At 44.7% G+C, this 15439-nt stretch carries 16 protein-coding genes; 15 read left to right on the forward strand and 1 reads right to left on the reverse strand.

Annotation, left to right across the window (positions count from 1 at the left end; all coding sequences use genetic code 11):
* Positions 1–122: 122 nt before the first annotated feature.
* From grpE to deoC, 7 genes are all read left to right on the forward strand, one after another.
* Complete coding sequence (gene grpE / locus CU635_RS02285) at positions 123–728, forward strand: nucleotide exchange factor GrpE (RefSeq protein WP_245917282.1); 606 nt, start codon at positions 123–125, stop codon at positions 726–728.
* Between the two features lie 36 nt (positions 729–764).
* Positions 765–2603, forward strand: a complete 1839-nt coding sequence (dnaK, locus tag CU635_RS02290) for a molecular chaperone DnaK (protein WP_101575553.1) — start codon at positions 765–767, stop codon at positions 2601–2603.
* Between the two features lie 193 nt (positions 2604–2796).
* Positions 2797–3921 carry a molecular chaperone DnaJ gene (gene dnaJ, locus CU635_RS02295; RefSeq protein WP_101575554.1) on the forward strand — a complete coding sequence of 375 codons (1125 nt, stop codon included), beginning with the start codon at positions 2797–2799 and terminating at the stop codon, positions 3919–3921.
* Positions 3922–3942: 21 nt separating this feature from the next.
* Positions 3943–4881, forward strand: coding sequence for a 50S ribosomal protein L11 methyltransferase (gene prmA, locus CU635_RS02300; RefSeq protein WP_101575555.1), 939 nt, complete (start codon positions 3943–3945; stop codon positions 4879–4881).
* 153 nt (positions 4882–5034) lie between these two features.
* Entirely contained in the window at positions 5035–5784 is a 750-nt protein-coding gene (locus CU635_RS02305) for a 16S rRNA (uracil(1498)-N(3))-methyltransferase (RefSeq protein ID WP_101575556.1), read from the forward strand.
* Between the two features lie 5 nt (positions 5785–5789).
* Positions 5790–7142 (forward strand): tRNA (N(6)-L-threonylcarbamoyladenosine(37)-C(2))-methylthiotransferase MtaB, encoded by a 1353-nt coding sequence (mtaB, locus tag CU635_RS02310; RefSeq protein ID WP_101575557.1) that lies wholly within the window; start codon positions 5790–5792, stop codon positions 7140–7142.
* A gap of 159 nt (positions 7143–7301) precedes the next feature.
* A complete protein-coding gene (deoC, locus tag CU635_RS02315; protein WP_101575558.1) occupies positions 7302–7973 on the forward strand; it encodes a deoxyribose-phosphate aldolase in 672 nt (223 codons plus the stop codon).
* A gap of 73 nt (positions 7974–8046) precedes the next feature.
* Here deoC and CU635_RS02320 read toward each other — a convergent pair whose 3' ends face one another.
* Positions 8047–8970, reverse strand: a complete 924-nt coding sequence (locus CU635_RS02320) for a Na/Pi symporter (protein WP_101575559.1) — start codon at positions 8968–8970, stop codon at positions 8047–8049.
* Between the two features lie 198 nt (positions 8971–9168).
* Here CU635_RS02320 and rpsU point away from each other — a divergent pair, with 198 nt between their 5' ends.
* From rpsU to CU635_RS02360, 8 genes are all read left to right on the forward strand, one after another.
* The gene (gene rpsU, locus CU635_RS02325; RefSeq protein WP_026692851.1) at positions 9169–9342 is read left to right on the forward strand and encodes a 30S ribosomal protein S21; all 174 of its coding nucleotides are present in this window, start codon (positions 9169–9171) and stop codon (positions 9340–9342) included.
* 16 nt (positions 9343–9358) lie between these two features.
* Entirely contained in the window at positions 9359–9805 is a 447-nt protein-coding gene (locus tag CU635_RS02330; RefSeq protein ID WP_101575560.1) for a GatB/YqeY domain-containing protein, read from the forward strand.
* A 199-nt stretch (positions 9806–10004) separates the two neighbouring features.
* Complete coding sequence (locus tag CU635_RS02335) at positions 10005–11336, forward strand: NfeD family protein (protein WP_101575561.1); 1332 nt, start codon at positions 10005–10007, stop codon at positions 11334–11336.
* 16 nt (positions 11337–11352) lie between these two features.
* Entirely contained in the window at positions 11353–12345 is a 993-nt protein-coding gene (gene floA / locus CU635_RS02340) for a flotillin-like protein FloA (protein ID WP_101575562.1), read from the forward strand.
* A gap of 39 nt (positions 12346–12384) precedes the next feature.
* A complete protein-coding gene (locus CU635_RS02345; RefSeq protein ID WP_101575563.1) occupies positions 12385–12828 on the forward strand; it encodes a hypothetical protein in 444 nt (147 codons plus the stop codon).
* Positions 12829–12926: 98 nt separating this feature from the next.
* Complete coding sequence (yqfC, locus tag CU635_RS02350) at positions 12927–13208, forward strand: sporulation protein YqfC (RefSeq protein ID WP_101575564.1); 282 nt, start codon at positions 12927–12929, stop codon at positions 13206–13208.
* 66 nt (positions 13209–13274) lie between these two features.
* Complete coding sequence (gene yqfD / locus CU635_RS02355) at positions 13275–14468, forward strand: sporulation protein YqfD (protein WP_101575565.1); 1194 nt, start codon at positions 13275–13277, stop codon at positions 14466–14468.
* Positions 14465–15430, forward strand: a complete 966-nt coding sequence (locus CU635_RS02360; protein WP_101575566.1) for a PhoH family protein — start codon at positions 14465–14467, stop codon at positions 15428–15430. The genes yqfD and CU635_RS02360 overlap by 4 nt, the downstream gene beginning before the upstream one ends.
* Positions 15431–15439 lie beyond the last annotated feature (9 nt).

The following is a 15439-nucleotide window of genomic DNA, read 5'->3' on the forward strand; positions in this document are numbered from 1 at the left end:
CAGGCAATATTGAATAAGGGTGGTGAACATTCCACCCTTTTCTTTCCATGCCCTGTTCGCACAACGCTTTTGACTTGAAACCATCCGGACAATATCGTATATCTTTAAGGGAGGTGAGCAATTTGACAGAAGAAAAAAATAGAAATGAATTTGCACAACCAGCAACTGAAACGGAACAGAATCAGCAGGAAGAAGTAGTCGAGCCGGTATTCGCAGAAAGCGATTCATTTGAAGGCGCTGAAATTGAAACGGAAGCCACAGATGAAGCAAGCGAGGCCGATGTTAAAATTGCCGAGCTTGAAGCGAAGCTGGAGGAAGCGGATAACCGATATGTACGTTTGCAAGCCGATCTCGATAATTTCCGGAGGCGTTCGAGACTTGATCTTGAAGCACGTGAAAAATATAGAGCACAAAGCTTAATCACAGACCTGCTACCTGCTATCGACAATTTTGAAAGAGCTTTAAAAATGGAAGCTGAAAATGAACAAGCCAAGTCTGTTCTACAAGGAATGGAAATGGTATTTCGCAGCTTGCTTGATGCTCTTAAAAAAGAAGGGGTTGAGCCGATTGATGCAGTTGGCCAAGAATTTGATCCCCATCTGCACCAGGCGGTTATGCAGGTTGAAGACGATAATTATCGGCCTAATGTCGTTGTAGAAGAATTTCAAAAAGGCTACAAGTTGAAGGACAGAGTGATTCGTCCATCGATGGTAAAGGTAAACCAATAAATAAAACTACATATTTAGATATGGGAGGAAAAACGCATGAGCAAAATTATCGGTATTGACCTGGGCACGACTAACTCTTGTGTAGCCGTGTTAGAAGGCGGCGAACCAAAAGTAATTCCCAATCCGGAAGGAAATCGGACAACACCTTCTGTCGTTGCTTTTAAAAACGGTGAGCGCCAGGTGGGGGAAGTAGCAAAACGCCAGGCAATTACAAACCCTAATACGATCCAATCAATTAAGCGTCACATGGGGACCGCTTATAAAGTAGAAGCAGAAGGAAAAGAATTTACGCCACAGGAAGTTTCTGCGATTATTCTTCAGTATCTTAAATCCTATGCTGAAGAATATTTAGGAGAGAAAGTTACAAAAGCCGTCATTACAGTGCCTGCTTATTTCAACGATGCAGAGCGCCAGGCGACAAAGGATGCCGGAAAGGTTGCCGGACTTGAAGTAGAGCGGATCATTAACGAGCCGACTGCGGCTGCCCTCGCTTATGGCCTTGATAAGATGGATGAAGACCAAACCATTCTTGTCTATGACCTTGGCGGCGGAACTTTTGACGTCTCAATCCTTGAGCTTGGCGATGGAGTATTTGAAGTAAAATCAACAGCTGGTGACAATCGCCTTGGCGGCGATGATTTCGACCAGGTGATCATCGACTATCTTGTTGATCAGTTCAAAAAAGAGAATGGCATCGACCTTTCTAAAGATAAAATGGCGCTGCAGCGCTTGAAGGATGCGGCTGAAAAAGCGAAAAAAGACCTGTCCGGTGTTAGCTCCACACAAATTTCACTGCCGTTCATTACCGCAGGAGAAGCTGGACCGCTTCACTTGGAAATTACGATGACAAGAGCGAAATTTGATGAGATTTCAGCAGGCCTTGTTGAAAGAACAATGGGTCCAACACGACAGGCGATAAAGGATGCAGGCGTATCTGCAGCAGAGATCGATAAAGTCATTCTTGTCGGAGGTTCGACGCGGATTCCGGCTGTTCAAGAAGCGATTAAAAAGGAAATTGGCAAGGAGCCGCATAAAGGTGTGAACCCGGATGAAGTCGTAGCGATGGGTGCAGCGATTCAAGGCGGTGTCATTTCCGGAGACGTGAAAGACGTTGTCTTGCTTGACGTTACACCACTGTCACTTGGAATTGAAACAATGGGCGGTGTGTTTACGAAGCTGATCGACCGCAATACCACGATTCCGACTTCGAAATCACAAGTATTCTCAACAGCTGCAGACAACCAAACAGCGGTTGACATTCATGTATTGCAAGGGGAACGCCCAATGGCAGCTGACAATAAAACGCTTGGCCGTTTCCAATTAACCGATATCCCGCCAGCACCACGAGGAATTCCGCAAATCGAAGTTTCTTTTGATATCGATAAAAACGGAATTGTCAATGTACGTGCAAAAGATTTAGGTACAAACAAAGAGCAGGCCATTACGATTAAATCATCTACCGGATTATCAGATGAAGAAATCGAACGCATGGTCAAAGAAGCAGAAGAAAACGCTGAAGCAGATAAACAGCGGAAAGAAGAAGTGGAACTCCGCAACGAAGCAGACCAGCTTGTCTTTACAACTGAGAAGACTTTGAAGGATCTAGAAGGAAAAGTGGACGAAGCTGAAGTTGCGAAAGCAAATGAAGCGAAGGATGCTTTAAAACAGGCAATTGAAAAGAATGAGCTCGAAGAAATTCGTGCCAAGAAAGATGCCTTGCAGGAAATCGTCCAAAACTTGACAGTTAAGCTTTATGAAGAAGCGGCGAAACAAGCCCAGGCTGCGGAAGGGTCTGAAGGACAGGAAGCCGGTAAAGCAGACAATGTAGTTGATGCAGAATTTGAAGAAGTTAAGGATGATAAGGACAATAAATAATCCTTGTGCTTCTTAAGGAAAGTCAAAGTCAGGTCATCCTTGGCTTTGGCTTTTTCTTTGAGAAAGGAAACACATGCTGTGCGTTTTTGCTTTTGGTAAAATCACAATAATCACGCATGATGGCGATGTTGCACGAATTTAGTTTGAAATGATACAATAACCTTTATGTGACAGGAAATCGGGGAGTGGTTTCATGAGTAAACGGGATTATTACGAAGTGCTTGGAGTTGGCAAAAGTGCGTCGAAGGATGAAATAAAAAAAGCATATCGGAAGCTTTCTAAAAAATACCATCCGGACATTAACAAAGAAAAAGATGCTGATGAAAAATTTAAAGAAGTAAAAGAAGCATATGAAGTGTTGAGCGATGACCAAAACCGCGCCCACTATGACCAGTTCGGCCATACCGATCCGAATCAGGGCTTTGGCGGCGGAGATTTCGGCGGTGGCTTTGGCGGTTTTGAGGATATATTCAATACATTTTTCGGCGGCGGTGGCGGACGACGCAGGGATCCTAATGCCCCAAGACAGGGTGCAGATTTACAATATACAATGACACTGTCTTTCGAAGAAGCCGTTTTTGGAAAAGAAACAAATATTGAAATTCCCCGCGAAGAGACTTGCAATACATGTAATGGATCCGGGGCGAAACCGGGAACAAAACCGGAAACGTGCAAGCATTGCCATGGTACCGGCCAGCTGAATGTGGAGCAAAATACTCCGTTTGGGAGAATTGTCAACCGCAGGGTTTGTAACCACTGTAACGGAACAGGCAAAGAAATTAAGGACAAATGTTCAACATGCCGCGGAACCGGCAAGGTGACAAAACGCCGCAAGATTAACGTAAAAATTCCTGCCGGTATTGACGACGGCCAGCAGCTGCGCGTGTCCGGACAAGGAGAGCCGGGTATTAATGGTGGACCTGCCGGTGATTTATATGTCGTGTTCCATGTCCGTTCCCACGAGTTTTTTGAACGTGATGGTGATGATATTTATTGTGAAATGCCGATTACTTTTGTCCAGGCTGCGTTGGGGGACGAAATAGAAGTGCCGACCTTACACGGAAAAATCAAACTAAAGATCCCTTCAGGCACACAAACTGGAACGCGATTCCGCTTAAAAGGCAAGGGTGTGCCGAATGTCAGGGGTTATGGTACGGGTGACCAGCATGTAGTAGTCAGGATCGTTACTCCGACAAAGCTTTCAGAGAAACAGAAGCAGCTGTTAAATGAATTTGCTGAAGTCAGTGGAACAGTTCCCCAGGGGGAGCATGAGGAGAGCTTTTTTGAAAAAGTGAAGCGTGCCTTTAAGGGAGAATAAAGGAAACGGAGTTGGTAGGAGATGAAATGGTCAGAAATCAGCATTCATACTACAAATGAGGCGATTGAACCGATTTCAAATATATTGCATGAAGCCGGAGCGAGCGGAGTGGTAATTGAAGATCCGGCTGACCTTGTGAAGGAGCGGGAAGACCAGTTCGGAGAAATCTACCAACTTAATCCTGATGACTATCCGGAGGAAGGCGTTATTGTAAAAGCTTATCTGCCTGTCAACAGCTTTCTTGGTGAAACAGTGGACGCAATCAAAGAAGCAATTAACAATCTAATCATTCATAACATTGATATCGGGCTTAATGAAGTAACCATCAGTGAAGTCAATGAAGAAGAATGGGCAACAGCCTGGAAGAAATATTATAATCCAGTGAAGATTTCCGAGAAATTCACAATTGTGCCTACGTGGGAAGACTACACGCCTGTAAACAGTGATGAACTGATCATTGAGCTCGATCCGGGGATGGCGTTTGGAACGGGAACACATCCTACAACGGTTATGTGTATTCAGGCTTTAGAGCGAACAGTGAAGCAAGGGGACCGTGTGGTCGATGTCGGTACAGGCTCAGGGGTGCTAAGCATTGCGGCCGCCTTATTGGGGGCAGACCAGGTTCAGGCTCTGGATCTCGATGAAATTGCAGTAAAATCGGCCCGGCTGAATATTAAACTGAATAAAGTCCAGGAGCGCTGCACCGTTTCCCAAAACAATTTGCTGGACGGTATTAGAGAAGATGCAGATGTTGTTGTAGCAAATATATTGGCTGAGGTCATCCTTCGTTTTACCGATGATGTTTCACGGGTCGTCAAGCGGGGCGGATATTTCATCGCATCGGGAATTATCGCACAGAAAAAGCAGCAAGTAAGGGAAGCAATCATCGACGCCGGATTTGAGATTGAAGAAACCATTCATATGGAAGATTGGGTTGCGATAATCGCGAAAAGACGCTAAGTTACGAAAAGGGGCACATAAATCGTTTTGCCCTTTTTTCGGTTTCCCGCAAAAACGGCTTGCTGTTTTTAGCAACGAAAATATAGTAAAATCTGCGGTACGGGTACCAAGATTAATCAATTCGTGAATCAGATTTAAAGGTAGGTGCACGGTTTGCAAAGGTATTTTGTTAATGCTCCCGCTTCTGAAGGGCGCTTTTATATTTCTGGTGACGACAGGCATCATATTGTCAGGGTCATGCGGGGCAAAATAGGTGACCAAATTATTTGTTCTGACTCCGACGGCAAGAGTGCGATCTGCACAATTGCAGAAATTACCGATGACCTTGTAATCGCAACCGTTGTACAATGGGAAGAAGGATCCTCCGAGCTGCCAGTTCGGGTAGCGATCGCGAGCGGCCTGCCTAAAGGGGATAAACTCGAAACGATCATCCAAAAGGGAACTGAGCTTGGAGCTTATCAATTTATCCCTTTTACTGCAGCCCGTTCGATTGTTAAATGGGACGATAATAAGGCCAGTAAAAAGGTGGAACGGTGGCAAAAGATAGCCAAGGAAGCTGCAGAACAGTCGCACCGAAGACTGCTCCCAAAGGTGGCAGCACCGGTCACGTTCAAGGAGCTCTTGGCGTTAAGCCGCGATTACGATTTTAAGCTGATCGCCTATGAAGAAGATGCCAAAGCCGGTGAGTCATCAATGCTTTCGAAAACATTCGCATCTGTTGAAAAAAACCAGTCAATGTTGATTGTGTTCGGGCCTGAGGGCGGCCTGGCCGACCAGGAAATCGCACAATTGAAAGAAGCCGGGTTTATTTCATGCGGATTTGGACCAAGAATATTAAGAACAGAAACGGCCCCGCTCTACGCACTGGCTGCCGTTTCTTATCATTTTGAATTGATGAGGTGAAATAGATGCCTGCAGTAGCTTTCCATACGCTTGGATGCAAAGTCAACCATTATGAGACAGAGGCAATCTGGCAGCTGTTCAAACAGGAAGGATATGACCGTGTTGACTTTGAATCCACGGCAGACGTTTATATTATTAATACTTGTACCGTAACGAACACAGGAGATAAAAAGAGCCGCCAAGTCATCCGCCGCGCAATCAGAAAAAATCCCGATGCTGTTATCTGTGTAACCGGATGCTATGCGCAAACATCTCCTGCCGAAATTATGGCCATACCCGGAGTTGATATTGTTGTCGGCACACAAGACCGGGTTAAAATGCTTGAGTATATCGAACAGTTTAAAGTAGAGCGGCAGCCGATTAATGGTGTCGGTAACATCATGAAGAATCGTGTTTATGAGGAGCTTGATGTGCCCGCTTTTACCGATCGCACAAGGGCATCGCTTAAAATCCAGGAAGGCTGCAACAATTTTTGCACGTTTTGCATCATTCCATGGGCGCGCGGCTTAATGAGATCACGCGATCCGAAGGAAGTTATCCGCCAGGCGCAACAGCTTGTCGATGCTGGCTATAAGGAAATCGTCCTGACCGGAATTCATACCGGCGGCTATGGCGAAGACATGAAGGATTACAATTTAGCGATGCTGCTCAGAGATTTAGAAGCGCAGGTAAAAGGCTTAAAACGATTAAGAATTTCCTCGATTGAAGCAAGCCAAATTACCAATGAAGTGATTGAAGTGCTGGGCCAGTCAAAAATGGTTGTCCGCCATTTGCATATTCCTCTTCAATCAGGATCAAACACAGTGTTAAAAAGAATGCGCAGAAAATACTCGATGGAGTTCTTCGCTGAACGCTTGACCCGCCTCAAAGAAGCATTGCCGGGCTTGGCAATCACATCTGATGTAATCGTCGGTTTCCCTGGAGAAACAGAGGAAGAATTCATGGAGACTTATGATTTCATTAAAGAACATCAATTCTCCGAACTCCATGTCTTTCCGTACTCAAAGCGGACCGGAACACCGGCAGCAAGAATGGAAGACCAGGTAGACGAAGAGGTTAAAAACGAACGCGTTCACCGCCTGATCGCCTTGTCCGATCAATTGGCGAAAGAATATGCATCAAAACATGAAAACGAAGTCCTCGAAGTCATTCCGGAAGAAATTTATAAAGATGAGCCCGATCGCGGTCTTTATGTTGGATACACGGATAATTATTTAAAAGTTGTGTTCCCCGCTGATGAAACAATGATCGGCCAAATTGTAAAAGTTAAAATTGCCAAAGCCGGCTATCCATTCAACGAAGGACAATTCGTCCGCGTCATCGAAGACACGGAAATGAAGGAAGAAGCGGCAGTATAATGTGAGATGGAATTGCTATTTTTAATGATAGCAATTCTTTTTTTTAGAGTACGAATTTGAAACCGATTGCATTTTTATAATTTATTCTCGAAATTTCAACCATACAATGATATGATTAGAGAGGTACGGACAACCTTCCATTGTAAAGGAGAGTTCAAGATGAGTAAAAATGTAGCAAGCATGATTGATCATACACTGTTAAAAGCAGATGCGACAAAAGAACAAATAAAGGATCTGTGCGAGGAAGCGAAGCAGCATCATTTTGCCTCCGTTTGTATCAACCCGGCATGGGTTAAATACGCAAGTGAACTTTTGAGCGGCACGGAAGTTAAGGTATGTACGGTAATTGGCTTTCCGCTTGGGGCAACAACATCCGCAACAAAGGCTTTCGAAACGAAAAATGCGATTGAAAACGGTGCTGGTGAAGTCGATATGGTAATCAACATTGGCGCTTTAAAAGATCGAAATTATGACATAGTTGAAAGTGATATCCGTGCGGTTGCCGAAGCAGCAAAAAGCAAGGCATTGCTAAAAGTGATTATTGAGACATCCCTGTTAACTGAAGAAGAAAAAGTGCGCGCATGCGAACTTGCAGTCAAGGCCGGGGCAGATTTTGTAAAAACATCAACAGGCTTTTCAACTGGCGGCGCCACGAAAGAGGATATTGCATTAATGCGTAAGACGGTTGGTCCCGACATCGGCGTCAAAGCATCCGGTGGAGTGAGAAGCGCGGCTGATGCCGAAATGATGATCGCAGCAGGTGCAACGAGAATCGGTGCAAGTTCAGGTGTTTCGATTGTAAAAGGGTTAACCGGTGACTCAGACTATTAATCAAATTAAAACGAATAAACGCTCTTAAACCTAGTCCAGTTTAAGGGCGTTTATTATTTCTAAAAGGAAAAAATCATTTTCGGTCATGAATCCATAGTATTATTTGCCCAAACCTTTCTGCAAAAGGGAGGATGATCAGCGACGAAACGACATTAAAGAAAACGCTGATATGGGCAAGCTGGACATCAATGTCATCCGCGGTTAATGGAGCAGCATCAGCAAGTATTTTTATAAATGGGAAAAAAGCGGCAACACCGAGAACATTAAGCCATATATGAGCGTATGCAGCGAGCCTGGCTTCTCTGCCTGCAGTTATCGAGGCGATATATGCGGTTACACATGTGCCAATGTTGGCGCCGAACATAATCGCAACCGCAGACACGAGGCTTAAATGGCCCGCTATTAAAAAGCCCATCAGCATTCCGACTACCGCGGTGCTTGACTGGATTACAGCAGTGATGATTGCTCCTGCCATGACACTAAACAGATGGCTGTCATTCAAAAATGTCAACAGATTATCAATGTAAGGCGTGACTGACAAAGGTGTTGCCATGTATTTAAATCCTCGCATCGCGGTGAACACCGTTGCAATCCCAAATATGATCATGCCGGCACTTCGCACTCTTTTATTATTGAGTGCGATCAGAATGGCACCGGTAACTGACAGCGGAAGCAGGATGGAATCGATATCAAATGTAATAAACTCTGCTGTGAAGGTGGTACCAATATTGGTGCCAAGAATGATGCCAATCGATTGCGGAAAGGTTAACAGCCGGGCTGAAATCATTCCAATTGTGATGACCATAACTGCAGAGCTGCTCTGGAGAATGGCTGTGACCAATATACCAATCAGGAACCCTTTCATTGGGGAAGCTGTCAGCCGGGCCATCCACAATTTAAGTGAACCGGCTGATAAATTAAACAAGCCTGTTCTTAAAATCGTCATGCCGAAGATAAACATCCCAATGAACAGGATAAATAATAGCATCAAAAGCATGTCCTTCACTCCCTTCTTAAATCATATGGGGGGATTGCGAATGACATGCCATGAAATAGAGACACTTGAATATTGTACGGAGAACGAGGAGACTAAATACAGAGTTGACCTTGCACGGGCATTATATTATAATTGCAAAGTACATGGAATTTTCATGTAGTAATGTTAGTGGGTTGTGCTCGGAGGGAGGGAAAGAGAATGTCTAAAACTGTCGTTCGCAAAAACGAATCGCTTGAAGATGCTCTTCGTCGTTTCAAACGTACTGTATCTAAAACTGGTACTTTACAGGAAGCCAGAAAGCGCGAGTTCTACGAAAAGCCTAGCGTAAAGCGTAAGAAAAAGTCTGAGGCTGCAAGAAAACGTAAGTGGTAAGAGAGGGTGTATATGATTGAGTCTTCTCGAGCGTTTAAATAGTGATATGATACAAGCGATGAAAAGCAAGCAAAAAGACAAACTCACTGTAATTCGGATGGTAAAAGCTTCGATGCAAAACGAAGCGATTAAGCTCGGTAAAAAAGAGCTATCCGAAGAAGAAGAGTTAACAGTTCTTTCTCGCGAAGTAAAACAACGCAAGGATTCCCTCCAGGAATTTGAAAAAGCAGGTCGTGAAGACCTTGTTGAAAAAATTCGCACTGAATTACAGTATGTTGATCTATATATGCCACAACAGCTTTCCGAAGAGGAAGTTTCTGAAATCGTGCAAGAAACGATTTTGGAAACAGGTGCATCGTCAAAAGCTGATATGGGCAAAGTGATGGCTGCGATAATGCCCAAGGTTAAAGGCAAAGCAGACGGATCGCTTGTAAATAAACTCGTACAACAACATCTTTCATAATTGAATGAAACAGGATCGCAGGCAGTTGTCTGCGGTCCGTTTTGTATTTTGCGGCTGCCAGGGCATATGCTGTTTCTGTCACATCATTCATGGATGATTGGGAGAAAGTAACATTGATATTTTTTCTTGAAAATGAATCTTTCTTTATCGGAAAACGTAAATACATAAACGAAATAAATGGAAGAAAGGGGGGAAGGGTGTGGCAATACGCCGCTATCTTACAGCAATAGCTCTTTTACTTGCTTTCTTGGCAATCGTTTTTCCGTCTGAAGGTTCTGCAAAGGATGAAATTGTTTATGTCGTTCCGCTTGAGGAAACGGTTGAAAAAGGCCTTTTCGGTTTCCTGAAGCGAGCTGTCCAAACCGCCGAAGCGGAGGATGCAGCTGCTATTATTTTTGAAATCAATACTCCCGGAGGCGCTGTGGATGCAGCAGCAGAAATTGGCAAACTGCTGGCGACAACAGATGTAAGAACGGTCAGCTTCGTCAACAAGCAGGCCTTATCTGCTGGAGCATATATTTCCTTGTATACTGACGAAATCTATATGGCTCCCGGTTCGACGATGGGTGCTGCTGCGATTATAGACCAGCAGGGAAATACAGCCGGTAAAAAAGCGGAGTCCTACTGGCTGAAGGAAATGGAGAACGCAGCACAGCATGCTGGCCGGGATCCGCAATACGCGATTGCGATGGCCAGTGAAGACAATGATTTATCTGAATACGGGGCCGGTCAAGGGAAATTGCTGACGTTAACAAGTGATGAGGCGCTTGAAGTCGGATATTCAGAAGGAACCGTAAACGATCTCGATGAACTAACGGAAAAGCTCGGCCTTGCCGATGCTGAAGTTCGAACCGTCGAAGAAAGCTTTGCAGAAAAGGTTGCGCGCTTTATCACCAACCCGATCGTAGTGCCGATTTTATTGACACTGGGAAGTCTCGGGCTTGTCCTTGAGCTATACTCACCAGGCTTTGGCCTTCCTGGCTTCACGGGCTTGTCTGCGCTTTTATTATTCTTTTACGGACACCTCGTTGCCGGCCTGGCTGGATACGAAACTTTCATTCTATTCGCGGTCGGAATCGGCCTGCTCATCCTCGAGCTCTTTGTTCCGGGCGGAATTGCCGGTATACTTGGAGCAGCAGCCATCCTGGGCAGCTTGTTTTTAGCATCAGATAACGTGTTCCATATGGGTATATCCCTGTTAATTGCAATCGGAGTGTCCATTTTAGCATCTATTTTACTAGTAAAGGTGTTTGGTAAAAAAATGAGACTGTTTAAAAAGATGATTTTAACCGATTCAACGAGCACCGAAAGCGGTTATGTCTCCAATAAAAATCGCCTGGAACTGGTCGGCCTTGAAGGCTATGCCTTAACCGCATTGCGGCCAGCAGGTACGATAGTGATAGAGGATGAGCGCATTGACGTCGTCAGTGAAGGAGGCTTTGTACTGCAGGGAGCCAAAGTGAGAGTCATAAAAGCAGAGGGATCGCGGATCGTGGTCAGGGAAATTCCTGATTTAGATAAAAACGAATAACTAGGAGGAAATCTGAATGGAAGCATCAATGTTATTTATTTTAGTAGCCATCGTGCTCGGCATTATTTTGCTGTCAATCTTATTGACATTTGTGCCGGTCATGCTGTGGGTTTCGGCCCTTGCAGCCGGAGTAAGAGTAAGCATATTCACCCTGATTGGAATGAGGCTGCGCCGGGTTATCCCAAACCGCGTCATTAATCCGTTAATCAAGGCGCATAAAGCCGGATTAAATGTAACGACAAACCAGCTTGAAAGCCATTATCTTGCCGGCGGTAACGTCGACAGGGTTGTCAATGCATTAATCGCCGCCCACCGTGCCAATATCGAACTATCGTTTGAGCGCAGTGCAGCAATTGATCTGGCAGGACGTGACGTTTTGGAAGCAGTCCAAATGAGCGTTAATCCAAAAGTAATCGAAACACCGTTTATTTCCGGCGTGGCAATGAATGGAATCGAAGTAAAAGCAAAAGCAAGAATTACCGTCCGTGCCAACATCGAGCGCTTAGTAGGAGGAGCCGGTGAAGAGACGGTTGTTGCCCGTGTTGGTGAAGGGATCGTTTCAACAATTGGTTCTTCAGACAACCATAAGAAAGTACTGGAAAACCCGGATATGATTTCGAAAACCGTCCTTTCAAAGGGCTTGGATGCAGGTACCGCATTTGAAATCCTCTCGATTGATATTGCGGACGTTGACATCGGTAAAAACATCGGTGCCGAGCTTCAAACAGAACAGGCTGAAGCAGATAAAAATATTGCCCAGGCTAAGGCAGAAGAACGCCGGGCGATGGCGGTGGCAAAGGAGCAGGAGATGAAAGCACGCGTCCAGGAAATGAGGGCGAAGGTTGTCGAAGCGGAAGCGACCGTGCCGCTTGCGATGGCAGAAGCTTTAAGAGAAGGCAATATCGGTGTAATGGATTATATGAACATCCAAAATATCTCGGCTGATACCGATATGAGGGGCTCAATCGGCAAAATGACAGGCGAGAAAAAAGATAACGGCAAGAAATAATAAGAGGAAAACCCGGACTTAAGAAGGGAGGAGCCTCTAATGGAGTTTATTTTTGAAAATCCTATTTTTATTGTGGTTGTACTCGGGATCATTTCCAGCTTGTTCAATCGCTTTAAAGATGCCGGCAAGGAACAGCGGCAGCAACGGCCTGTGCGGCCCCAGGCACCAAAGCAGCCCGCACCTGCCCCATCTCCGGCTCCGGCACCAGCACCAGCACCAGTGGCTGCGCGCCGGGAAACGCGTGAGATGACGGCGACAAGACTTGACAATAAGTATGAAGAACAGAAACAGCAGGCTGAAGCTAAGCTGCGATCTTTAAAGAAAAACGAGAAAGCGTCAGCTGCGAGCATTTTTCAGGAAAACGAAGAAAAAGAGCGTACAGAGCTTGATATTGATCAACAGAATCTCTTAAACGGAGTGATCCTTGCGGAGGTCCTTGGACAGTCAAGGGCAAAACGCCCCCATCATCCATTTAAAAGATAGGCGGAAGATGAGCGTAAACGATGTGGACATCCGGGAAAAAGGTGTGCTAGAACCCCCATTCATTTCATAAACATGAGATGAAAGGGGGTTCTTTTTTTATGTCAAAAAAGTTGAGCCATTCGATATGGAATTGGATGACAAAGAAAATGGATCTTCCGCAGGATGTCATGCTCGATTTGCCGCGTATAACGATGATCGGGCAATTACATATATACATTGAGAACCACCGGGGCTTACTTACTTTTACAGATAAAGAGATAAGGCTGCTTCTTGAAAAGGGGCAGCTGTTAATTAAAGGGAATCATTTTGTCATAAAAACGATTTTGCCTGAAGAAATATTGGTCGAGGGGCAAATTGATCAGGTCATGTATATACAGTAACAAGAAAGCGATCACGCGTGGTGATTCGGCCTTTTCGTCATATTAAGAATAATCCAGGAGGAAGATATGAAGAATCAGTGGGTTGAATTTTATAAAGGAATTGTGACGGTGAAAATAACAGGAAAAGGAATTGAGCGGCTCTTAAATCGATTGACAAAAAAGGGGTTGCATATCTGGCAGGTTAAGAGGCATGGAACGGAAACGGTGACAATTAAACTTCGGCTTGAAGACGTTCATAAGCTCAGAGCTGCTGCAAGAGGAAGCGAGTGTAAAGTTCATTTTTTAAATCGGACAGGCGCCCCATTTTTGCTGAAAAGGTTGTTGAAAAACAGCGGCTTTGCAGCGGGAACGTTCGTCTTTTTTGCAGTCATTATGTTTCTATCAAATATGATCTGGGCTATTGAAATAAAAGGAGCTAATCCGGCAACAGAATATCAGATTCGCAAAGAATTGGACAAGATGGGTGTGAAAATTGGCAAGCTCCAGTTTTTTGTTGATGATGTGAGCACGATCCAGCGTGAGCTCACTAACAATATCGAAGCGCTTACCTGGGTGGGTGTTGAATTAAAGGGGACAACCTATCGGATGCAAGTCGTCGAAAAAAACGAGCCGGAGCAGCCGGAATACGCTTCTCCAAGGAATTTAGTTGCTAAAAAGAAGGCCGTCATTGTTGATATGTTTGTCGAACAGGGCGATCCAGTTGTCAATATCCATGATCATGTGACGGCAGGGCAGCTACTGGTTTCAGGTGTAATCGGCAGAGAAGAACAAAGTATAATTATTCCGGCCAAAGGGGAAATTCTCGGAGAAACCTGGTACTGGTGTAAAGTTGAGCTTCCGTTAGAAAGTTCTTTCCAGACTTTTAGCGGCAATGAGAAGCGAAAACACTATTTGAAAATAGGCAGTGTCGCTGTGCCGGTCTGGGGATTTGGAAAGCCGGAATTTAGCAAATTTGAGACAGAGACAAATGAGAAAAAAATCCGTTTTATCAAGTGGGAGCTGCCGATTTCATATGTAGCAAGCACACATCGTGAAAGTGAACAGGTTACACGAACTTACTCCAATGAAAAGGCGATTCAGGCAGCAAAGGAGATCGCGAGAAATGAAATAAAAAGTAAGTTGACTGAGGATGCTACCATTAAGGGTGAAAAAGTTTTGCACCAGTCCATCGAGAATGGTAAAGTAAATTTATCAATACACTTCCAAATTATTGAGAATATCGCAGAAGGACAACCAATTATCCAAGGAGACGACGAATGACAGAAGAGTTAAAAACAATTGATATCCAGCTTGAGAATGCGAATGAAGCGATTGCTTTATTTGGGAATTCAGATACAAACTTAAAAATAATCGAACAAGAATTGGATGTTTCAATAGTGACGAGAGGCGAAACCGTCTACGTTTCGGGAGATTCGGATCAAATAAATCTTGCAGGTAAAATATTGGTGAAACTGCTCGCTGTGATCAGAAAAGGAATGAACATCGGTCAGAGAGATGTCATCTATGCTATTGAATTAGCGAAAAAAGGCACACTTGAATATTTCGAGGCTATTTACGATGAAGAAATTGCCAAAAAGGCAAACGGGAAATCAATTCGAGTTAAAACTCTTGGACAGAGTCAGTATATTAACGCCATCAAAAAGCATGACCTTGTGTTTGGAATTGGCCCTGCCGGCACAGGAAAGACATACTTAGCGGTTGTCATGGCTGTGAGCGCATTAAAAAACGGCCATGTAAAACGGATTATCCTTACCAGGCCGGCGGTGGAAGCAGGGGAAAGCCTCGGCTTTCTCCCGGGAGACCTGAAAGAGAAGGTCGATCCGTACTTGCGGCCTTTATATGATGCCCTTAATGATATTTTCGGAGCAGAGCATACACAGCGATTGATTGAAAGGGGAACGATTGAAATCGCCCCGCTTGCCTATATGAGAGGGAGAACCCTTGATGATGCTTTTGTGATTCTTGATGAAGCACAGAACACAACGCAGGCACAAATGAAAATGTTTTTAACCAGGCTCGGATTTGGTTCAAAAATGGTCATTACCGGTGATACTTCACAGGTTGACCTTCCTAAAGGGGTAAGGTCCGGTTTACTTGCAGCGGAAGACGTTTTAGGCAATGTAAGAGGCATAAGCTTTACCCACCTTGACGAGAGTGATGTTGTGCGCCACCCGCTCGTTGGAAAAATTATTCATGCATATGATCTAAATGAAAGCAAATAACTGTCCGGG

Source organism: Bacillus canaveralius (genome assembly GCF_002860125.1).
Classification (GTDB): domain Bacteria; phylum Bacillota; class Bacilli; order Bacillales; family Cytobacillaceae; genus Bacillus_BJ; species Bacillus_BJ canaveralius.